This is a genomic window from Synechococcus sp. MIT S9509 (genome assembly GCF_047303035.1).
Taxonomy (GTDB): Bacteria; Cyanobacteriota; Cyanobacteriia; order PCC-6307; family Cyanobiaceae; genus Synechococcus_C.
This window is the reverse complement of record NZ_CP138940.1, coordinates 229,112-249,096: the sequence shown is the minus strand read 5'-3', so window position 1 is coordinate 249,096 and position 19,985 is coordinate 229,112. Positions and strand designations below refer to the sequence as shown.

Here is a 19,985-nt window from a genome sequence, read left to right as displayed (position 1 = left end):
CCTGGCTGAATCAACCGATCGTTGCTCAGCCTTCAAGCTTGGCGGGCTCGGCCTCGCCTTCTCTCAGTTCAGCGTCGATGATCATCACTGCAGCAGGGTTGCCTGCAGCGAACCTGACGCGACCCAGCAGATAGGCGGCTTCGTGTTCGGAGATGCGCTGGCCGTCAACGACGGGATCGAGGAACACGGTGGTGCGCTTGTCGTCATCCTGTTCAGCGGTGCCGTAGAGCTGCAGCACCGAGGCGGTGACATCAGCTTCCATGCGGAAGACGTTGGCGATCACCTGCTCCACATCGGTCCACTGCTGACGCGGTGGCTCGATGGTGTCGAGCACAGGGCGTTGACCTCTGCTGATCAGATAGTCGGCGAATTTGGCGGCATGCTGCTCCTCTTGCTTGGCCTCATCACGCAGGTGCTCGGCAAAGCCGGTCAGCTCGCGTTCAGCGAACCAGATGGCAGCAGCGAAATAGTCAGCAGCTGACTGACGCTCAAGGTTGAGATGGGCTTCCATCAGATCGAGCAGTTCAGCGGACATGGGCTCGGCCATGGCGCGGCCTGCAGGACCGGTGGGGACAGTGATGGGGGCTTGGATTTGTGAAGCTGTCATGTCTCTTCCTCTGGGAGGGATGAATCAGTTCTACATCACAAAAGAGCGAAAGATAGGCGTAAAAACCGAACATTGGCGGATCAAAATACGCTCTTGAGAATCACATTCAAAAGCTGCAAATATGTTTTTGAGAATCACACTCAGCAGTGCAAATCTGCTGCTGAGAATCAGTTTCGTTTGCGCTGCTCTTGCGCGCTGCCTCGCATCGCAATCCACAACCCCTCAAGGCGTCACCAACGCCCGTCTTGCCAACATGAAGGGACACGGGCGAAAGCCTGTGGCTGCAGGTGGCTTGTCTTATCGACAACGGACAAACAGGGGCATGGCTCACCACGCAGCGAATCATTTCCGTCTGGAAGCGACTCAGGCGACACTTACTGAATATCAACGGTCAAAACCTAAGTAGCTTTTGTGCACGCCAAATCACTCGAATGCATGGCACTAACACAAAAAGTTTGCTGATATTTACTGAGGCTGTTTTAAGTAATGGAGAACACATGATTCAAATGATTCAAAAACGAGGCAAGTCATTCCTGGCCTCGATCGTTCTGGTTCTGTTCGTTTTCGGAGTTGTGCAGATGATCATTAACGCTTAAAACGCCCTTTTCCTTGATTCTCCTGGCCTGAACTTGGTTTCCGTTATGCAGCCAGGCCAGTCTGAAAGATGAGCTGATCAAAAACAGAGCGCTGGGATCAACAGAGATAATTGAACAGTTCAGCTTTTGAAACACCCTTTAGTTTGCAAAAGCTCTTCAGGCTCTGATGCGGCAAAGAGATCTTTGATCTCACTGCCTTGCATACACCGATCAAGCCTGCCGTCGTGAAAGCATCGAGTTCTGGATGGCAGCTGCTCAACGATCAACGCTTCGACTAACGGACTGGCGGTGCACAACGACGCCAACCGACCTTGACCAGATGCTTCCAGGTCTCACTGGCACTTTGGTGTGAGAGCTTTCGCATGGAATGTGGAACCGGCGGCTGCGGACGAACCCAGCTGTACGTTCTCAGTTCAACCCACTGCCCATGGGTCATCGACACATCAGGCTTGAAGTGCAGCACCAATTGCTGTTGACCGTTGACAAGCCAGCTTTCTCCCTGAGGCCTCTCTTCAGAGACGGTTAAAGAGGAGGGTCGAATGGACATGGACTGAATTCTGCCTTCACGTGCAACTCAGTCGCCACTGAAAGTGGCCAACTCAGCACGTTTCGGATCAATTATGCAAACAGCAACGATTGGCTTTCACATCTGGTTCTGTGATCGAATCAGCGTCTGTCTGGCTATCAAAGGGGGAACAGCAGGCACACGATGGGAGCGCTTCTGATGATCAGCCTGCTGATGATTGCAACCGATGGACCGGTCACTCCCTCTGAACTGGGCCTGGACAACCAAAACGAAACTGTGGCTGAGCATTCGAAAGAGAGTCCATCAGCCTGGACTGGTGGGCCAGACACCAACATGTGGACTGGTGGTCGTCAGCAGACGAACGATGCATCAACTCAGCAACCAGCCTTGGAAAAATGACAGAGACAAGGATTTCACCTGATTCATCGAAACCTGATGCTCGAGATTTGAGAACTTACGTGGATGGATTTTGCTGAACAGTTTGAGTGTGAATGTCTACCGAACCTGGGATATGAAGTGTGCGCTGTGGAAATGGTATTTCAATCGAATTATCTTTCAATACTTGCCAAATCATTAGATTCACTTCGCTTGTTACACGAATTCCTCCCATCACATCCTAAATGAAAAATTTTACATAAAAATCAAGACTTGAATCACCATAGGCAATGAACATGGTTGATGGAGCAGGATCAGACAAAACCTCTGGGTGAGATGTCACAACATCTGTGATTAACTTGATGACCAGATTTGGATCACTTCCATAGCTGACGCCAAAATATGATTTTCGCGCAATGATATTATGATTTTTGGTATAAGTTGTGATTTGGTTTGTAAAAAACAAATTGTTCGGAATGATTCTTTCGGAATGGTCACCAGCATTGGTCACGGTTACAGCTCTCAGCCCACATTCAGTTATTTTTGCAATTTGAAAAGCTTCACTGGAGCTGTCGAGCAGATTGAGATTGATCACATCTCCTGGCTTGGTGGAGCCCTCCATCAGCAACCAGATACCGCTAACAAAATTGCTGATAATTTCTTTCAAGCCCAGACCAATCCCCACAGAAAGACCACCGGTGATCAGACCAAACACCGTTGGATTGATGCCAATAGTGCCGACAATGACAAACATTCCAAAACCAATAAGACCATATCGAAGCAAAGTGAAAATAGCTTTGGATATTTCACGGCTTTCAATTTTTTCAGATCCAAAAAGCCATTGCAATATCTGCGTAGCTAGCGATGAAAAATTAATCCATAAATAAAGCCCCACTGTTAGCAGGAGTGCATCACCAAGGTTAAAAGGAGTGCCAAAGAGCTGAATAATGGGTGCACCAAACAACGATTTTGGGTCGCCAAATATTTGAATCAGCTTGAAAAACATATCCAATAAAAGCAGGCATAAAAAGCCTTCGCTTATATTTTATGATTTGACCAGCTTTGCCTTTGCCTGCTATATGGATCAATAATTGAAGAGAAACACTTAAAGCGATATAAGTGAGCAACAGTGAACATATCTGTTGAATCAAACCATTGGGTCTGTTCAGGATCTCCATCAAGCCATAGACCATCAACAATAAAACCAAAGCCATCAGAGTGGCTACAGCCCTTCTTCTGATAGGTATTTTCAATGATTTAAAATCAATCTTGGCTTTGAACTCAAGCAACAAACAGAACAATAAAGCAACAAAGATGATCAGAATCTGCGTACTGACAGCTGGCCTGCTGACGGCATGCCTGAGCTCATTGGCAAAACATATGATCGGTTGCAGATCAATTTGACTGGCGGGTGTCATTGTTGAATCTCCAGAAGATCAACAATTTCATTACTGGCCTGCACTGGGTCGATCAGCCCTGCTGTGGCATCTTGATAAACATCTTGGATCGAATTAAAATTGAGGCTGATGATTTCAAGCTTTTCATCGGTCAATTCAGATGAATTAATGAAAGACTTTTCTGAAGTACTGAGTACTGGCAGAAGATCTTTATTGAAATCACTATTTTGATTAACGGGCAAAAGAGAGTTCCAATTAATAGCAATCTGCTGCTGCTGGTCAATGCTGATCGCATAGTTGCTAAAACGCAGTGCAAGCTTATTCTGATTGGAGCTCGTGTACGGATTAATGGCAAAAGATGCCCCAGTCAACCTGGATTGAGGCTCTTTGCCGTTCACTGTTGGCATCTCGACAATTCCAAGATTCTCCTTACCGAGTGATTTTCTGAGGTATGGCAAGTCAATGGATTGACAATTGATGATGCTGATTTTGCCCTCTGAAAAATATTGCTTCATCAGTGATGGGTTTTTAAACAGTGCCATATTGGATTCTTCATCACTTGTTCTGAGCATTGTGATCCAGCCGCTCAGACCCTTTTTGAGTGCCTGACGAGAGCTTGGTTTTGCTCCAAATAATCTCGCATTGAATCCTGGCAAACCCCACATTGTTTGAAGAAAGTTTCCTCCTATCGCAGTTGAAATACCAGACCTGGATGCTTCAATCAAGTCATCAAAAGTTCTAGGGGCACTTTTAACAACTTGTTTATTGAAGCAAAGCAACTGAACATTAACAATGAACGGAATTCCATACATTTTTCCATTCACTTTAGATGGCTGAAAAAGTCTTGGGCACAGCTCCTTAAGCCTCATACTCTTCGGATGTATTGCTTTTATTTCATTTCTTTTAATAAGAGCTGGAATCATGAAATTATGAACCAGCAGTAAGTCTGGCCCTAATCCATCTTTTACTTTTGCAGAATATTTTTTATAAATCTTCGAATCTGAGTATTTGCTCCAAATAACATTCACTGAGCTGTATCGGCCTTCAAAGCGCTGAATCAGATCTTTTAAAGTTTGATCAATTTTGTTTTGAACCAACGGGTTCATCCCTTCATAAGCTGGAGTCCAGATAGAAAGCGAACCTGAAGGCGCTTCCTGATTATTTTTTCCCTTGGAGTCTTTGTCAAACCATGGAACTCCCTGAACCTGACTTCCATTAAGAGGAAAGATTGGGGATCGTTGTCGATGCCTCGCGGTTGCAGCCCTCTAGACACATCCCTGATGCCAGCAACGTGGCCGCCGCCAAGGCTGAGTGTCAGAGCATGGCTTTTCAAATCTCCACTTAAATTTTGCCTGTCAATTCAGCTTCAGCAGTGAATCACTTAATTATTTTCGGTTGTGCCAGACAGATCAAAAGGGAAATTCTCCACAAATCTCACTCAGCAATACTGATTACAAGGATCATTCCCGTGATTCGCTGCAGCCACTTTTGAGGAGAATCATTCAAGAAGCCTTCATCGTTTCCATCGGGCGTGTCATTTGGCGCTGACAATTCTGATCTCAATAGCTAGATAGAGTTCAGAACTGATAACAATCGGCAATGAATGAAGAACTTGATGGCGATGCAAGTCAACCGATCGCCGAAACATTAAGTGCAGAGACTACAGAAAGTTCATTGATCTGGACGCCTCAAACAATTGCATTATCCATACTCCTGTTTATTGCTGCTGGACTTCTTGAAGTCGGCGGAGGTTGGCTGGTTTGGCAGACTGTCAGAGAAGATAAAAACTGGACTTATGCTGCAGCAGGAGTGATTGCATTGATTGGTTATGGATTTGTACCCTGTTTGCAACCCACTTCAGATTTTGGGCGCGTTTATGCCATTTATGGTGGATTTTTTATCGTACTCGCTTTTGCCTGGGCAAGGCGGTTTGACGGATACTTACCGGATATCGGCGACTTAATCGGTGCAGGTATTGCACTTTCAGGAGTTTTAGTGATTATGCTCTGGCCACGATAATCAGCCTCGACAAGATTGGCGCATGCAAGCGAATTCAATCAAAACTTGACGCACTATTAATTTCAACCATTAACTGTGCTGGAAGCACAAAGTTCAAAGCTATTGAGTCTATGTTTTCAAACTTGTTGGTACACCGATTGCACAAGTTCAGATCATTGATGATGGCGGCGTGATCCCATCTGCGCACGCCACAAATCAATCATCTCTCGTGCGCGGGCGTGCGCTGAGAGATCGCTGGAATTAACCCCTTGACGATACTTCTGGTCAAGGAGCTGATCCAACCAATCGAGGGCAGCTTCATCGAGATGCCATTCTGTGGGGTACTTATTCATCAGATTCAGCGTTTGAACAGCACTTCGTGAGTTAGCCAACCCAATTCTGACGCGTCATGCACACACCTTGCGATTACTCTCCAACTCCTTCGTCGATCAAACTGCTTGCAGCACAGGATCAAGACATTGGGTTACAGGGATTCCAAGGCGGTGGTTCTGAAACCTGTATCAACATCAGTTCAACAGGAGTATCTCCAACAGCCCATGAACGGTGGCCTTTGTTGTTCAGTGTTCCCTGATCACCACCGAAACTGATCTCTCCGGGTCCCATTTCAACAATGCACCCATCCATTGTTTCAACACACCATGTTCCATTCAAAGGAATAATCCATTGAGGCCTGGGATTTTCGTGCCAATCCTTTAGATCTCCTGGCATCAAAATGAGCGTAATGATGGTGGCTGGGCCGGTGTAGTGGATGGCGTTCCAAAGGGGAGTCGCTCCTTCAGCAAAAATAGATTGCTTATGGTCGTTGAATGCATGCCTTGTCTGGTGGCTTACACCCTGCTCATCCACCCAGACTCGCCAGAAGCGGAGATCAACCGTCTGCATGAAACCTGATTCAACAATTCATTATGGAAAAGCTGGTGGATAATCCTTCACAAAGCCATAGAACTTAACCGCCTGAATACTGAACAGAAATTAATACTGGCTGAATTAGTACCTGACGATAATTGCAGCTGATAATAAATTATAACTGGAAGAATATTCAACGATCGAGATACTCCTGAATCAATTCTTTCACGGCATCTTCTGATTGTCTTTTCTGAAAATCCTCAAGAGTTTCGATTTTCATGATCTGAAGATCGAAAAGCAGCTCGATGACCGCTCCTCCGTTACATTCTTCGCTCGAATAAGCCTCAGTCGAGTGAAGCAACTTGGCAAGGTGTTGACTTAAATCATCTTCCATTAGCGTGATTAACTGAACTCTATCGAATCAGCTTAAGGCAAACACTCTTTTCAACAACCAGTTTCCCGATCACCACGCCACGGTGATGAAAGCATCTCGCTTCTCGATCATGAACTAATGGCAGTGGTTCCTGATGACCGACTTTCAGAACATTGATCTCCAGACATGACTCCATGTACTGACTCAGCTGTGATTCAACTGGTTAGCTGATCTGAGCAACGTTGCGTGAAAACACCAAAATATAAAGAGCCAACCTCGACACATCAAGGTTGGCTCTGGCGAAACCAGGATTGAACACTGGTTTAGACCAATGCGTATGTCACAGCAACTCCAGCTGACTGGAGTGCGGTGACAATCACCAGATTTTTGGCAGCAGTGACTGTCCAGCCGCCACTTCAAGCGCGATGGCCACAACAAAACCGAGCATCGCCAGCCGGCCGTTCCAGGTTTCGCCATCCACCCAGGTCTGCATCCCGAAGGTCTCCTCCATGGCGCTCTTGGATTCGGATTGCTGTTCAGCCATCGTGTTTACGTAACTTCATCTATTTTTGCAACGTTATCGGCTTAGAAGGGCGGCAAATGGCACACACAAGAGGTACGCATGGAGATGAGCCCATGGCTCAACGCTGATGGGGTTCAGATTCGTTACTGCGGTGACGGTTAACGACTCTTCAGTACTCAGTTGTTGTGCAGCTGAACAAGAAGTCTTGCCGCCAGTCCTCTGGAAATCCGCCTCTGCACGAGCAGGTCGCAAATCCAGTCGAACAATGGAATCGAATCAGTGCTTGCAAGCCGTTGCTCAAGCGCTTTGAGCTCGGTGGCACTTCTGCAGCCTCTCAAGGCATCGATCAGGGTGTCTTCCTGCGGTTGTTGGATCAGTACCTGGGTCGAGTTCAAGCCGTAATCCGCATCTGCCCTTGTCATGGCATCACCGAGGCGCTGTTGTCACTGTTTGTGCGTCAGCGCGCACCCAGCTTTGCTGTCAGCACCATCAGCTGACAAAAAATACACTCCCGGGACATCGGGCATTCTGGTCAGCTCTGTTGATTCAGAGAGCTGAACCCTGCTGAAAGCGATGGACTGCTGGCTTGAAAAGCAAAAGGCCACAAACATCCGCAGACATGAGCTCAAGATCAAGAGGGTCGATTAAATCGCGTCATGACCAGGCACAACGCGATCCGATCGTCACGACTCTGCAGCCGCTGATCAATCAGCTGAAGAAGCTGAGAAGACCTGAGAAATCAATTCCCTTGGTCGACTCATTGAAGCCCCAGACCTGTTGAACAATTCCCTTGCCGGTGACAGCTTCAACGGCCAGACCAATCACAAGGCCAAGCATTGCTGCACGGCCATTGAGCTTTTCACTGAAGACCTTCTGAGGGTCGGGGGTGTTGGGAGTGGAGGAAGACATCATCGTTCTGCTGGTGCCGAAACATTAACAAACGTAACGAGACATTGACGAAGACTCGATGGCTGCAATCCAGCAGAAGTTAAAGACGCACCTGAGCGACGAGCCTTCTGCCGCTGCGGCTGCGCAACCAGTTCAGGTCATCAGGTTCAGCGAGAGAGGCGTCAGCGAGCTCGATGGTGTCTCTGGTCTCCAGAAGTGCCGGCTCAATCAGCTGAGTCTTGGCATGCGTGACAGCGCCAATGCCCACCGTGAGGGAATGCGTAAACAACAACGGATTTGACGGACATGGCGGGTTGGAGTGCTTGTTGAAGTGCTCGTTGAAGGGAATGGTTGGGTGCAAAGCCCCTTCGACTCCTTCAAGATCACAGCTCCTCTGGTGAACCCCACTGCAAGGCTCTGGTGCAGATCAGCGAGGATTCTGGTGAAACTACAGTGAACAGCAGAGAATCACGGTTGGATCAAACCCCCTGCTCTCTCCCACCAGGGCTGGCCTCACTGATCAGAGACCACCCAGCAGAGCAGCCAGCAACGCCTGTTGGGCATGCAGGCGATTTTCCGCCTGATCGAAGATCCTGCTGGCGGAGCCCTCCATCACGTCCGCACTGATCTCTTCACCGCGATGGGCAGGCAGGCAGTGCAACACGATGGCGCGGGAATCGGCCTGAGCCAGCAGCGCTTCATTCACACAGAATCCCTGGAAGGCCTGTTGCCGTTCGAGCTGTTCCTGCTCCTGGCCCATGGAGGCCCAGACATCGGTGTAAATCACCTGAGCTCCGCTCACCGCAGCTGCAGGATCACTGCTGACGCTGATCTCTGCACCACCAACAGCCAGAGAACGGGCCTGATCGAGCACTCCTGGCAGGGGCTCGAAGCCATCGGGGCAGGCGATGCGCACATTCACGCCCAGCAGAGCACCACACAGCATCAGGGAGTGGGCCACGTTGTTGCCATCGCCCACATAGGTCAGGGTCTGACCCTGAAGCTCACCGAATGTTTCCTGCATGGTGAGGAAGTCGGCCAGAGCCTGACAGGGATGCTCCAGATCGGTGAGAGCATTGATCACGGGAATCGAGGCCCAGTAGGCGTAATCAGCCAGCTCCTGCTGAGCGTATGTACGTACAGCGAGCACATCACAGAAACGGCTCAACACCCTGGCGGTGTCTTCGAGTGGTTCACCTCGCCCCAGCTGGGTGACCTGCGGATTGAGATCAACGGTCTGGCCGCCAAGCCTGGCCATCGCCACCTGGAAACTGACGCGTGTGCGTGTGGAGGCTTTGGTGAAGATCAGGCCGAGAACACGATTACCAAGATCGATCCTGCGATCACCACTCTTGAGCTGCCTGGCCAGTTCAAGCAGGGCTGATGTCTGTTCAGCCGTGGCATCCGCCGACGACAGATAGTCGTTGCCGCTCAGTGCCGAAAGGACGGCAGCAACGCTGGTGGTGGCGGACGTCATGGACTGACTTCAAAGGATTGTTATCGGGGACAAAGCACGAATCCGTCAAGCCTCAGGCGGCAATGGCCTCAGGCATGACGCTGGCATCAAGCATCTCCTTGAGCTCATCGCCTTCAATCACTTCCTTTTCCAGAATCTTCTGGGAAATGGTTTCGAGCAGTGCCATGTTCTGCCGCAGGATCGTCAGCGCCTGGTCATGGGCGGTGTCGACCAGTGCCCTGACCTCTTTATCGATGGCCTGAGCCGTGGCATCACTCACGGTGCGGCGAGGATTATTGCCGCCGCCAAGGAAGCGACCTCCACCCTGCTTGTCGTAAGCCAGTGGTCCAAGCGTTTCGCTCATTCCGTAAGTGCCGACCATCTGCTCGGCGATATCCGTGGCTCGCTGCAGATCGTTGGAGGCACCTGTGGTGACCTTTCCGAATACGACTTCCTCCGCAGATCTACCACCCAGCAATGTGGCGATCTGGCCCTGCAGCTCCTCTCTGGAATTGAGGAAACGTTCTTCAGTGGGGAGCTGCAGGGTGTAACCAAGTGCACTCATGCCGCGGGGCACGATCGAAATCTTGGCCACCTTGCTGCCGCCGGGCATCAGGTGCCCGACGATCGCGTGGCCCACCTCGTGGTAAGCCACAACCTTTTTTTCATCGTCCTGGAGAACACGGCTCTTCTTCTCCAGACCGGCCACCACTCGCTCAATCGCTTCGCCGAGATCCTGCTGTTCCACCTTGGTGCGCATGGCACGGGCCGCCAGCAAGGCAGCCTCGTTCACAAGATTGGCAAGGTCAGCGCCGGCGAAACCGCTGGTGGCCTGAGCGATGCGATCGAGATCCACACCTTCGGCCAGCTTCACTTTCTTGGCGTAGATCTCCAGGATCGTCTTGCGTCCGGAGAGATCGGGGCGGTCCACCAACACCTGGCGATCGAAGCGACCGGGACGCAGCAAGGCGGCATCGAGAACCTCCGGCTGGTTGGTGGCTGCCAGCACGATCACCGGCTTGTCCTTGGAGGCGAAACCGTCCATTTCGGTGAGCAGCTGATTAAGGGTCTGCTCGCGTTCATCGTTACCACCGACAACACCCATGGAACCTGAGCGGCTCTTGCCGATGGCATCCAGCTCGTCGATGAAGATGATGCAGGGCGCATTTTTCTTGGCCTGCTCGAACAGATCACGAACGCGCGCCGCGCCGGCACCAACAAACAGCTCAACGAATTCCGAGCCGCTGATGATGAAGAAGGGCACACCCGCTTCTCCAGCCACCGCTTTGGAGAGCAGCGTTTTGCCGGTTCCCGGAGGACCGACGAGCAATACGCCTTTGGGAATCCGCGCACCGATTTCGGCATAGCGATCAGACGACTTGAGGAAATCAACGATCTCAGCCAGCTCGTCCTTGGCTTCATCAACGCCGGCCACATCAGCAAAGGTGACGCGCGATTGTTCATCGGGGACGTAAACCTTCGCCTTGCTTTTGGTGAAGTTCAGTGCTCCCTGCGCTCCGCCGGCTCCCATGGAGCGACGTGCGAAAAACTGCAGCACAAGGATGAAGATCAGCGGGGGAACCACCCAGCTGAGAATCGTGGTGAAGATATTGGGCTTCTTCGGAGGGGCAGCAGCGAACTCAACGCCCTTGGTCTCCAAGCGCTGCGGCAGATCCATGTCGAAGATTGGCGTCGTCGCCAGTACCGAGGGAGCTCCTTCCTCGGCTTCAGACAGCTCGTAACGGATCTGATCCTGGGTGATGTAGGCGCGCTTGACAGCACCGTCGTTCACCTGATCAATGAACAGCGAGTAGGGCACTCGCGGAACCTGCTGCATGCCCTGGTTGGGAACGAAGCTGCTGATCAACAGCAGTACACCGAAACCGATCAGCACCAGGTTGAGGATTCCAAAGCGGCGATTGGGGCGGTTGTCGTCCTCGCGGATCGGCATGAATCACGTCCTGTGCTGGCCCAAGGCTAAAGCCGGTATTCCAAGCCGGGTCGCCGCGGGATGGCGGAGAACCGAACGCCACATCATGGCGGTGAAACTCGCCAGCACCGACAAACCTGGCCATTCTCGAAGTGAGCGTGGCAAACACGATGCAGCTGGAACGCGGACACAGGCAACGCAAGGAAACGATCTATCAGCTGCTTCTGCTGCTTTGCCTGCTGGTGATGGCGAGTTTCGCCTTCCCCCGAATCAGCTGGTTGGGCAACCTCGGCTATGCCTTGATCGCCCTGCTGCTCACCCAACTGGTGATGCTGCACAAGCCGGTGCTGAGCGTGCCCGACCGGCTGTATCAAACACTGGGAATCGTGGCGCTGCTGACTCAGCTTGTGTGGCTGTTCACTCCGCTCCAGTGGTACCTCAGCGCCATTCCTCTTGTTATGAGTTGGAGTCTGCTGGTGGGCTGGAGCGTGGTGCGCCTCGTGAAGCGACTGGCCAGCGAACAAAGCGTGAATTCCAGGGTGCTGATGGGGGCAGCCGCTGGTTACCTGCTGCTGGGCCTGACCTCTGGACTGGTGATGACGGGCGTCGAAACAATCCAGCCCGGCAGCTTCGCGCCAATCGACATGCCAGGGATCGAGATGGTGGGCAACTCCATCGTGTTGCTCCTCACTCCAGTGTTCGCGCAGATCAACTATTTCGCCTTCGTCTGTCTGACAACCCTTGGCTTCGGCGACGTCACCCCCGGTTATCCACTGGCACGGATGTTGGCTGTGTCCACAGGTGTGGTCGGACAGTTGTATCTGGCGGTGGTGATGGGAATTCTGATCGGGCGAATCAGTTCGGAGCTGCAGAAGCACTGAGTTGCGCCTGCAGCAGCAGATCCTGACCAAGGCTCCGGCCTGGCTCGCAGTTCAACCTCAGCACCTGATCCATCGCCTTGAAGCCCAGCTCACCCAGGGGGGTTCGAGCCAGCTCTCCGCCCAGCAGTTTGGGGGCAATCACCGCCGCAATCTCCTGTACGCACCCCTGCTGCAGGGCCGCAGCTGCCAAAGCGGGGCCGCATTCCCACAGCACCCGGTTGCAGCCACGGCGTGCAAGTTCAGGCAGCAGCTGTTCAGGCTCAGAGCGCTCGAGCGTCTGGAGCTCCACACCCTTGGCCTTCAAGGCGGCCATCCGATTGAGCTGCGATTCGAGCGCCAACGCTTCGGCGGTTGCATGGGCCACCAGGGTGGGTGCTGTGGATGGCTGCCAGAGCTGCGCCGACTCGGGCAGCTCAAGACTGCGGCTGAGCACAACTCGCAGCGGTTCAGGTGAGCGACGGCCACGGCTGGTGAGCATGGGATCGTCGGCCCGCACGGTGCCCCCACCCACGATCACCGCATCGCATCGAGCCCTGAGTTCATGCACCCAGGCGCGCGCCCGCGGGCCACTGATCCACTGACTGGCGCCATTGGGCAGGGCGGTGCGTCCATCCAGGCTCATGGCCCATTTGAGAATCCCCCAGGGACGGCCGGTGCGCACACGATGCACAAAGGCCCGGTTCTGATCAGCGGCCTGTGCAGCCAGGATGCCGCTGATCACCTCCAGACCGGCATCGCGCAGACGCTGCAGGCCGCCGCCGGCAACGCGCGGATCAGGATCCGTTAACGCCACCACAACCCGCTGGATTCCTGCAGCAAGAATCGCTTCGGTGCAGGGAGGCGTTCTGCCCTGATGGCAGCAGGGTTCCAGGGTGACCACAATCGTGCCGCCCCGGGCGGAGGAGCCTGCCTGAGCCAGAGCCCCCGGTTCGGCGTGGGGGAGACCTGCCCGTGCATGGAAACCCTCTCCCACCAGACGCCCCTGTGCATCCAGCACAACTGCACCGACCAGTGGGTTCGGGCTGGTGCGACCTTCAGCCAGGGCTGCCAGCTGCAGGGCGCGGCGCATCCAGGGAATCCAGCGCTGCTCTGAAGAAGCCGGAGCAGCCATCAGCCGAGCGGTTCGGTCTGCACATCACGCCATTCAGCCACCACGTAGGGAGGCACTGGCATTTCGTTGAACACACCAGGCAGGAACAGCCGCAATGGACGCTTGTTGCTGAGATCGTTCAGCAATGGATCAAGGGCAAATTCCACAGCCGCCTCACGGCCGTCGGTGGCTAGTACAGGATTATCGAGCGTGATGTCATCGAGCTGCCACTCCTTGACTCCGGCTTGCACCAGCAGCGAAGTGGGGTGCTCAAGGCGCATCTTGCCCGGGTAACCAACGATGCGCAGCACCACTGGATTGCCAGGCTTGCCGACGCGGTAAGCCACCGCCTGCCAGCTCTGATAGTCAAGATCACGCAGGCTCTCCAGGCTGCGCAGCATCGGAGCACCATTTTCATCCTGATGCTCATGCACCTGAGCGCTGGCCGCTGCCGGCGTGAGCAGCAGCAGCATCACAGCCACCAGCAATGTGCAGAACAGACGGCGCAACGCAAGCATGAACCAGTCACGGGAGTGTGCCCATGATCAGTCATGAACCCGTGAAGCGGGGTTGCCGATGCATCCGTGCCTGGGTGCGCCCTCAGCAGATCAGCTCATCAAAGAACCGCCAGCACGTTGTCGAAAGACGAGCCGGTTGTGATCGCTCACATTCACACAATTAAAAAGTGAACCGCTCAATCAGAAGCGGGCCACACACTTTTGTTTCTCTGGCTCCATCATCACCCCAGCCAGAGCTGCCCCGGGCTGGCCGGCCTGATTAGCTAACTGAGTGATAGCCGATAAGGTTTTGCCGTCGTAGCGACTGTTGTAACTGCTCACCATGCAGTTGCAATAACCGCGCTGATTGGAAATATTGGGAGTCTTACCGGTAAGGCATCCCTTGACAAATCCATCATTGAATCGACGGGTCAATTGAGCACTGGAGGGCTGAGACTGAGCCGTCTGGGCAATAACAGCATCAGGAATCAATGCTGCAGACACAAGACAAAGTGCCCGGGATTCAACGCGCATGGAACTTGATAGACGTGAAATCAGCATGAGAAGAGATCAGGATTGTTCAGATCTTCAGGATCTGCTTGAGGGAATGATTTACAAACCTGCATTGCCGCCGCTATTCATACCCAACTTTTTCATGATCGCATCAAATTGACGCTTGAGTTTGCCGAAGCGCTTATCACTCTCATCGAGATTCTCTTCCAGAGCCTGAATCTGCTCCTGATTCTGAGTGTCACGCTCGGTGAGCTTCTTAATGACCAGATTTTGGCGCTGATCCTCCTCAAGAGACAAACGCTTCTCCTCTTCAAGTTGTTTGATCTGTTCTCTGAGCAGCGCCACAAGCTCATCGGTGGATTCAGACCCTGGCCCAGTCATGCCGGTGTTGTCGTTTTGCTGCTCGAGCAGAGCCTCAAGCTTGGCTTTCAGCTCATCAATCTGCTGATCGCGAGAGCGAAGATCATCCTTGAGCTCCACGAAACGGGCATTCATCTAGGTGCGATATTCCGAGATCTCTGAAGAGCTCACCTTGGTTGACTCTTTTCTCTTGCCAAGGGGGAAGGAGAAACCCAACCGGCCGGCGATGGAGGCGGTGGAGCCATATTCGTAATCCACCGATGGGGTGTACGACAGTGCACCGTTGAGGTGCAAACGATCGCCCACTCTCACGGCACAACCTGCGGAGATGGCGTACTGAGAGCCATAAGCACCCGTGCCCACTCCGCAGCGAGCCGGTTCATCTTCCTGAAGGGTCACTTCCGGAATCGCCGACATCGCGGAGGCGATGGCACCACTGGCCTGCACGGCCTGACCAAGACCTCTGGCAGCAGACTCCAGCTTGGGAAGCTTCCTATTAACAGCTTTGTCGAGCTGCTTAAAGGACATTGAAGTGCGCTCAGGGGTTCCATCTTCATTGGCAGCGATGATTTCGGTGCCATCACCAGCCAGATTCGGTGCGGTCACTTCTGTTTTGGACGTTCCCAGAACAATCTGGTCTTTACGGGTGGTAGCTGCTCCAGCTCCAACGGCAGAGGAACGGTCATAGGTGGCCGTGGCTTGAGCACCGATTGCCACAACCTCGGTTCCAATGGCACGAGAGGTACCAATCGCAACCGCATTAGTCCCATCGGCATAGGCATACGCACCCTGAGCCGTGCTGTTAGTCCCCAGTGCTGTTGCTTTGGTGCCGACAGCGACAAGATCGGTGTTGAAGCCTTCAGCGCGCGCACCTGCACCAATGGCTAGTGCCTGCCGTCCATTGGCTATCGCATCTGCACCAATGGCATAAGAGTTGGTGCCATTGGCGAAAGCTGAACTACCGACCGCGATCGTGTTGTCATTCGTTGCTCTGGCTTTGAAACCATACGCCAAGGAACCTTGACCAGTTACCGACGAGTTCTTACCCGTTGAAATTGCTCCTTCACCAGTGGCACTCGCTGAACTGCCAACGGCCATAGCTTCATCAGAAGCAGTGGCCTCCGTACCCATTGCAATGGCATTAGGCCCAGACGCTCGTGCTGCGAAACCAGAGGCAATGGCAGCATCGCCAATCGCCTGCATGAGCGTCTGCGCCCTCACTTTGAACAACGCGGCCTCGACATCGACAACCACCTGCGCATCCTGCCGCGGCTTGATTACGGCGACTTCATGGGTCTTTTCGCGATCAGCCATCACACCATCGACACCATCGACTGGAACGGTGGCAACAGCTCCATGCAATCCTTCTCGCTCGACTGCCCTGTGGTGACACTGCCAACCGCTTTCATGCGCGGCCGTCACACCGTGTCGATGCTCGACGTTCTTGAGCTGCCCGAACTGATCGCCAAGGATGTGGATGATTACGTGGCCATCTCCTGCCGCTTGCTGAGCGACCAGAGCTTCTATCAACAGATGCGGTCGTTGATCAGTGAACGCAAGGCTCGGCTGTTCCAAGACAAAAGCGTGGCCCAGGCCTTCCAGGTCGCCGTGGAAAGCATTTGCCGCAAAAAGCCGGAGGTGGGGCAGAAGCCGTCCGGTATTCGTCCGCTGCCCTTGAGCACGATCAACCCCAGGATCGGCATTGCCGGTACTGATCAAGCCATGGCGGCATGAACACCACAGTGCAAGCCAAGGGCCCAATGCCTGGTCTGCGGATCAGGAACAGCAGCGAATGGTCCTCCGTTCAAATGCATCTGCAGGCTGGAGGAACACTCACACCGCTGCTGCCCCTCGGAGATGATGCAGCCATCGTCTGGGTGCGCAAAAACGGCTGCAGCACGATCAAGAGCGTATGGCTGCAACTCCAGGGATGCCGTGACGAGCCGTTGCTCTGTGATCCACACATGCCAGCCCTTCCCCACACCTACTGGCTGACTCCGCAGGAACTCAAATTTGTTGGCCAACATCGCGCCGTAATGGCGATCTGGCGTGACCCGGTTGAGCGATTCGTTTCGGCCTGCAGAAGCCATCTGCGGGAACTCACACGCTTAGCAATCGATCAAAAATTAGAAACCACCACTGACGATGAGTCCACTTATCGCAAAGCTGTTGACTATCACCGTGACCTTCTTCTCAAACACGGGGTTGCCAGCTTCGCGGATGACTCCGACCCCGTCTATGTCATGAATGCTGTGGCACTGCAACTTCCCCAGTGGATTGCCTGTCATATCGATTGGAGCCATCACACGATTCCCCAGGTGGCTTATCTGGGCGGTGACCCTGGCTGTTACCACTCATTGCATGGAATGGAGAGCATCAACGAACTGATCCAGCAGTGGCAAACAGCCAGCGGAGTCGAGATCAATGGCAATGCTCAAAATGTTTCCCAAGACCTTCAGCATGACAATCCCTGGCGAGGCTTGAAAGCTGAACATCTCACCCCTGAAGCACTTGAAGCACTGAACAGGTTTTATGCGGCGGATTGGGCGTTTCTTGCACTCGCTCAAGCAGGTATGAGCTCAGCTGAATCTGACCTGCAAGCAGCATGAGCGAAACGTTTCCAGAGCTACTGCTCGACCGCTCAGAGGCTGAACGTCAGCAATGGGCGCGATGGGTGCTGGGCAGCCACAGTGACCAATTCCTGCCGGAAATGCTTGAGGCAGTTCAAAAGCTTGATCAACAGGATCCGATTGCTTACGGCAAACCTGTGATCAATCCTGGACCCAAGGCGGATGATCTGTTGGTGATCACCTCGGCAGCAGGTCAGCATTGCTTCGTGATGGATCAGCCTTTGCCTTGCAGAGTTGTGATGCTGGATTTCACAGGAAAAGGGTTCCCGCCTGGGAGCAATCCACATGGATTTGAAGAGCTCAGCATCCCTTGCGAAGGCATGGGCGAAGCGATGAATGCAGTCTGGAGTGAACTAGAAATGCCGCCCTAGGATCACCACATCAGTGTCATTTGTGATGATGTAATGCTGTCTTCAGGAGATGTCTTCAAACTGCTGGCCTTGGCAAGACTCCACAATCTCTTGGCAATTCAACCCTCTGTTGCACTGAATCATGAGCTCAGTGGTGAGTATGGATTCTTGCGCCAAAGGCCATGCCTTTCGATGCATCGAGTGCCGTTCGTTGAAATGATGGCCCCGTTCATGCGACGAGACTTATGGGATCTGGTCATGCCATTCAATCGCGGCAAGGGCAGTGGTTATGGCATCGATCGTTTTGTGCTGACGACCTGTGGGGAACATCTAAACGCTTGGAGGTTCGCTGCTGCAGATTGCGTACCGATGACCCACATCCGGCGCGGCCGCACAATTCAGAAGCGCTATCGCAACGGCTTACTGAGCAAAGAAGAAAGGTATCTTGTGCGTCTGCGGGTCATGCTTGCCATGGGATTCGACATTGACCTGGACGTTTATCAACAACTCGAGTCCATGAGCTCCAAGCAATCCTTGTGAGCAGAAAAATCCATTGCACCTCAGATTTCAATACTCACTTAATATCTAAGACTATCTATCCAACCTGGTATTGAATCAAAGCAATTTACCAGTAGTTTGATTGTTTCGGAGACATATTCAAGCCTATGGTCGTCTTCTCGTTTTCAACGTCAACTCACCTTCATCTCCCCAAACCAAACTTTTCATAAAACCAGCCATAGCGCTGCCGAATCCAATCACACAACCCCGGCCCAAAGATCTCGATGGCCTGGCTGGTCTGAGGCTCCACTTTGCCGCGGATCTGATGGTCACCAAACACCCCATACACCTCATCATCTTCAACAGTGATCTGCTCCACATGGTTGAAATCGTGGCCAACAAAATAGGGGAGACCGATATAGGAGTAAAAACGCTCCAGCTGCAAACGAGGATTGGGGCAGAGATCCTCATAGTGAATGAACAACATCTGCTGATCAATGCCCTGGCGCAGGATCTCCTGCAAGCGTTCCATCGCCAGACCCACCGGTGGCGACACCACCCAGTGATCAAGGCGTTTCTCCAGGCTGGTGTTCAACATTTCGCTGTGATTCACCATGCCCGGATCGCGCAAGCCGGCCTTGCGAAAGTTACGTTCCATCGAACAGAGAATGTCAACGGGATCACGCAGCATGCAGATGATTTTGGGGTTGGGATAAAAAGCATTCAGAAAGCCGTAATGCACGCCCCAGCCGCGGCTCTTATCCAGAAGCCAGGGCTTGTCTGTCAGAGCAGTGGCATAGCCCTCGAGACCACCACGGCAGAAACCGATGAAGGCCCGCTCCATTTCCTCTCGCCCCTGAGCCTCAACTCCTCACCGCGGCTGAACTGACCGCGAGCCACATAGAGAAGATCCAGCAAACCCGATGTCGGCGTCACATGAAAGGCCGGGTTTTGGCCCACGATGTTGCTGAACAGGGTCGAACCCGCCCGCGGCAGCGACGATTGGAAGGCGATCTGCGTTGTCATTGCTTGCCTCCTCTGCACTGATTCGTTCCATTGATTTCAATCACGCGTAGTGACTCCAAAGCCTCAACACCTTCACAAGTTGCTCATCTTCCAGCACCTGATATACAAGCCGGTGCTGAATATTGATTCGGCGGGAATAGGCACCCTTGAGATCTCCAACCAAGGCTTCGTAGGGAGGAGGCTTCTGAAAAGGATCGCTGTGGAGCAAGGCAAGCAAACGCTCGGCTTTGGCCTTCAACGCAGGAGAGGCGCTAGCGAGCCTGCGGGCATCCCGCTGAGCCTGGCGGGTAAACAACACGCGCCAGCTCACCAGCCAGGGGTCTCACTAAGCGCAGATTCTGGTGCTGCCATCCCTTCAAGGATCGACTCCCGCATACCAGGAATTGATGTGAGATAAAGCGTTTCTTGAATCGCCTTCCAATCTTCTTCCGCCACCAACACGGCATTACCACGCTTGCCGTGAATCTCCACTGGAGAGTGGGATTCACCTACTTCATCCACCAATGCAAACAAACGCCTACGCGCTTCAGTCACGGAAATCGAAGCCACTTCAGACCCAATGATCAATATGTACGCAAAAGCGTACACGACCAAAGTGGCCGGA

General features: G+C 53.0%; 30 protein-coding genes. 7 read left to right on the top strand and 23 right to left on the bottom strand.

Annotation, left to right across the window (positions count from 1 at the left end; translation table 11 throughout):
- Positions 1 to 25: 25 nt before the first annotated feature.
- Together SIB73_RS01380 and SIB73_RS01375 are read right to left on the bottom strand one after the other, a co-directional pair.
- Entirely contained in the window at positions 26 to 607 is a 582-nt protein-coding gene (locus tag SIB73_RS01380) for a ferritin (protein ID WP_413403540.1), read from the bottom strand.
- A gap of 870 nt (positions 608 to 1,477) precedes the next feature.
- The gene (locus tag SIB73_RS01375; RefSeq protein ID WP_413403542.1) at positions 1,478 to 1,750 is read right to left on the bottom strand and encodes a DUF1651 domain-containing protein; all 273 of its coding nucleotides are present in this window, start codon (positions 1,748 to 1,750) and stop codon (positions 1,478 to 1,480) included.
- 162 nt (positions 1,751 to 1,912) lie between these two features.
- Here SIB73_RS01375 and SIB73_RS01370 point away from each other — a divergent pair, with 162 nt between their 5' ends.
- A complete protein-coding gene (locus tag SIB73_RS01370; RefSeq protein ID WP_413439680.1) occupies positions 1,913 to 2,128 on the top strand; it encodes a hypothetical protein in 216 nt (71 codons plus the stop codon).
- A 217-nt stretch (positions 2,129 to 2,345) separates the two neighbouring features.
- On the opposite strand, the gene SIB73_RS01365 is transcribed toward SIB73_RS01370, so the two are convergent.
- Genes SIB73_RS01365 through SIB73_RS01355 form a run of 3 tightly spaced genes read right to left on the bottom strand, consistent with a single transcriptional unit; the run spans position 2,346 to position 4,598 of the window.
- Positions 2,346 to 3,110 carry a mechanosensitive ion channel family protein gene (locus tag SIB73_RS01365; RefSeq protein WP_413439781.1) on the bottom strand — a complete coding sequence of 255 codons (765 nt, stop codon included), beginning with the start codon at positions 3,108 to 3,110 and terminating at the stop codon, positions 2,346 to 2,348.
- Positions 3,025 to 3,522 carry a hypothetical protein gene (locus SIB73_RS01360; protein ID WP_413403548.1) on the bottom strand — a complete coding sequence of 166 codons (498 nt, stop codon included), beginning with the start codon at positions 3,520 to 3,522 and terminating at the stop codon, positions 3,025 to 3,027. The genes SIB73_RS01365 and SIB73_RS01360 overlap by 86 nt, the downstream gene beginning before the upstream one ends.
- Complete coding sequence (locus tag SIB73_RS01355; RefSeq protein WP_413403550.1) at positions 3,519 to 4,598, bottom strand: extracellular solute-binding protein; 1,080 nt, start codon at positions 4,596 to 4,598, stop codon at positions 3,519 to 3,521. The genes SIB73_RS01360 and SIB73_RS01355 overlap by 4 nt, the downstream gene beginning before the upstream one ends.
- 502 nt (positions 4,599 to 5,100) lie before the next feature.
- On the opposite strand from SIB73_RS01355, the gene SIB73_RS01350 reads away from it, so the two are divergent.
- Complete coding sequence (locus SIB73_RS01350; RefSeq protein ID WP_413403552.1) at positions 5,101 to 5,520, top strand: YnfA family protein; 420 nt, start codon at positions 5,101 to 5,103, stop codon at positions 5,518 to 5,520.
- Positions 5,521 to 5,672: 152 nt separating this feature from the next.
- On the opposite strand, the gene SIB73_RS01345 is transcribed toward SIB73_RS01350, so the two are convergent.
- The 9 genes from SIB73_RS01345 to ftsH form a co-directional block, all read right to left on the bottom strand.
- The gene (locus SIB73_RS01345; RefSeq protein WP_413403554.1) at positions 5,673 to 5,852 is read right to left on the bottom strand and encodes a hypothetical protein; all 180 of its coding nucleotides are present in this window, start codon (positions 5,850 to 5,852) and stop codon (positions 5,673 to 5,675) included.
- 118 nt (positions 5,853 to 5,970) lie between these two features.
- Entirely contained in the window at positions 5,971 to 6,402 is a 432-nt protein-coding gene (locus SIB73_RS01340) for a cupin domain-containing protein (protein WP_413403555.1), read from the bottom strand.
- 157 nt (positions 6,403 to 6,559) lie between these two features.
- Entirely contained in the window at positions 6,560 to 6,760 is a 201-nt protein-coding gene (locus SIB73_RS01335; protein ID WP_413403557.1) for a hypothetical protein, read from the bottom strand.
- Between the two features lie 355 nt (positions 6,761 to 7,115).
- Positions 7,116 to 7,283: a high light inducible protein gene (locus tag SIB73_RS01330; RefSeq protein WP_413403559.1), complete on the bottom strand. Its 168-nt coding sequence runs from the start codon at positions 7,281 to 7,283 to the stop codon at positions 7,116 to 7,118.
- Positions 7,284 to 7,438: 155 nt separating this feature from the next.
- Entirely contained in the window at positions 7,439 to 7,684 is a 246-nt protein-coding gene (locus tag SIB73_RS01325) for a hypothetical protein (protein WP_413403561.1), read from the bottom strand.
- 286 nt (positions 7,685 to 7,970) lie between these two features.
- Positions 7,971 to 8,171, bottom strand: a complete 201-nt coding sequence (locus SIB73_RS01320) for a hypothetical protein (RefSeq protein ID WP_413439679.1) — start codon at positions 8,169 to 8,171, stop codon at positions 7,971 to 7,973.
- 79 nt (positions 8,172 to 8,250) lie between these two features.
- Complete coding sequence (locus tag SIB73_RS01315) at positions 8,251 to 8,418, bottom strand: hypothetical protein (RefSeq protein ID WP_413439678.1); 168 nt, start codon at positions 8,416 to 8,418, stop codon at positions 8,251 to 8,253.
- A gap of 252 nt (positions 8,419 to 8,670) precedes the next feature.
- Positions 8,671 to 9,627 carry an ornithine carbamoyltransferase gene (argF, locus tag SIB73_RS01310; protein WP_413403565.1) on the bottom strand — a complete coding sequence of 319 codons (957 nt, stop codon included), beginning with the start codon at positions 9,625 to 9,627 and terminating at the stop codon, positions 8,671 to 8,673.
- Positions 9,628 to 9,679: 52 nt separating this feature from the next.
- Positions 9,680 to 11,557 (bottom strand): ATP-dependent zinc metalloprotease FtsH, encoded by a 1,878-nt coding sequence (gene ftsH, locus SIB73_RS01305; protein WP_413403567.1) that lies wholly within the window; start codon positions 11,555 to 11,557, stop codon positions 9,680 to 9,682.
- 137 nt (positions 11,558 to 11,694) lie between these two features.
- Between ftsH and SIB73_RS01300 the strand changes: the two genes are divergently transcribed.
- Entirely contained in the window at positions 11,695 to 12,417 is a 723-nt protein-coding gene (locus SIB73_RS01300) for a potassium channel family protein (protein ID WP_413439677.1), read from the top strand.
- On the opposite strand, the gene ribD is transcribed toward SIB73_RS01300, so the two are convergent.
- The 5 genes from ribD to SIB73_RS01275 all read right to left on the bottom strand — a co-directional run bounded on the left by ribD (position 12,392) and on the right by SIB73_RS01275 (position 16,191).
- A complete protein-coding gene (gene ribD, locus SIB73_RS01295; RefSeq protein WP_413403571.1) occupies positions 12,392 to 13,528 on the bottom strand; it encodes a bifunctional diaminohydroxyphosphoribosylaminopyrimidine deaminase/5-amino-6-(5-phosphoribosylamino)uracil reductase RibD in 1,137 nt (378 codons plus the stop codon). The genes SIB73_RS01300 and ribD overlap by 26 nt on opposite strands.
- On the bottom strand, positions 13,528 to 14,025 hold the full coding sequence (locus tag SIB73_RS01290; RefSeq protein WP_413403573.1) for a DUF3122 domain-containing protein: 498 nt from the start codon (positions 14,023 to 14,025) through the stop codon (positions 13,528 to 13,530). The genes ribD and SIB73_RS01290 overlap by 1 nt, the downstream gene beginning before the upstream one ends.
- A gap of 180 nt (positions 14,026 to 14,205) precedes the next feature.
- Complete coding sequence (locus SIB73_RS01285) at positions 14,206 to 14,538, bottom strand: hypothetical protein (protein WP_413403575.1); 333 nt, start codon at positions 14,536 to 14,538, stop codon at positions 14,206 to 14,208.
- A gap of 78 nt (positions 14,539 to 14,616) precedes the next feature.
- Positions 14,617 to 15,012 carry a hypothetical protein gene (locus SIB73_RS01280; protein ID WP_413403577.1) on the bottom strand — a complete coding sequence of 132 codons (396 nt, stop codon included), beginning with the start codon at positions 15,010 to 15,012 and terminating at the stop codon, positions 14,617 to 14,619.
- The gene (locus SIB73_RS01275; protein ID WP_413403578.1) at positions 15,013 to 16,191 is read right to left on the bottom strand and encodes a YadA-like family protein; all 1,179 of its coding nucleotides are present in this window, start codon (positions 16,189 to 16,191) and stop codon (positions 15,013 to 15,015) included. It abuts the gene before it with no gap.
- Between SIB73_RS01275 and SIB73_RS01270 the strand changes: the two genes are divergently transcribed.
- The 4 genes from SIB73_RS01270 (at position 16,168) to SIB73_RS01255 (ending at position 18,397) form a co-directional block, all read left to right on the top strand.
- Positions 16,168 to 16,611 (top strand): hypothetical protein, encoded by a 444-nt coding sequence (locus SIB73_RS01270; protein ID WP_413403579.1) that lies wholly within the window; start codon positions 16,168 to 16,170, stop codon positions 16,609 to 16,611. The genes SIB73_RS01275 and SIB73_RS01270 overlap by 24 nt on opposite strands.
- A complete protein-coding gene (locus SIB73_RS01265; protein WP_413403581.1) occupies positions 16,608 to 17,486 on the top strand; it encodes a hypothetical protein in 879 nt (292 codons plus the stop codon). The genes SIB73_RS01270 and SIB73_RS01265 overlap by 4 nt, the downstream gene beginning before the upstream one ends.
- A complete protein-coding gene (locus tag SIB73_RS01260) occupies positions 17,483 to 17,878 on the top strand; it encodes a hypothetical protein (RefSeq protein ID WP_413403582.1) in 396 nt (131 codons plus the stop codon). The genes SIB73_RS01265 and SIB73_RS01260 overlap by 4 nt, the downstream gene beginning before the upstream one ends.
- Positions 17,879 to 18,115: 237 nt before the next feature.
- The gene (locus tag SIB73_RS01255; protein WP_413403583.1) at positions 18,116 to 18,397 is read left to right on the top strand and encodes a hypothetical protein; all 282 of its coding nucleotides are present in this window, start codon (positions 18,116 to 18,118) and stop codon (positions 18,395 to 18,397) included.
- A gap of 160 nt (positions 18,398 to 18,557) precedes the next feature.
- On the opposite strand, the gene SIB73_RS01250 is transcribed toward SIB73_RS01255, so the two are convergent.
- From SIB73_RS01250 to SIB73_RS01235, 4 genes are read right to left on the bottom strand one after another with little or no spacing between them, the layout of a single operon-like run.
- The gene (locus SIB73_RS01250; RefSeq protein WP_413403584.1) at positions 18,558 to 19,199 is read right to left on the bottom strand and encodes a sulfotransferase family protein; all 642 of its coding nucleotides are present in this window, start codon (positions 19,197 to 19,199) and stop codon (positions 18,558 to 18,560) included.
- Entirely contained in the window at positions 19,139 to 19,381 is a 243-nt protein-coding gene (locus SIB73_RS01245; protein WP_413403585.1) for a hypothetical protein, read from the bottom strand. Before SIB73_RS01245 ends, SIB73_RS01250 begins: the two co-directional genes overlap by 61 nt.
- Positions 19,382 to 19,421: 40 nt before the next feature.
- Complete coding sequence (locus tag SIB73_RS01240) at positions 19,422 to 19,691, bottom strand: Txe/YoeB family addiction module toxin (RefSeq protein ID WP_413403586.1); 270 nt, start codon at positions 19,689 to 19,691, stop codon at positions 19,422 to 19,424.
- Positions 19,688 to 19,930, bottom strand: a complete 243-nt coding sequence (locus SIB73_RS01235) for a type II toxin-antitoxin system Phd/YefM family antitoxin (RefSeq protein WP_413406529.1) — start codon at positions 19,928 to 19,930, stop codon at positions 19,688 to 19,690. The genes SIB73_RS01240 and SIB73_RS01235 overlap by 4 nt, the downstream gene beginning before the upstream one ends.
- Positions 19,931 to 19,985 lie beyond the last annotated feature (55 nt).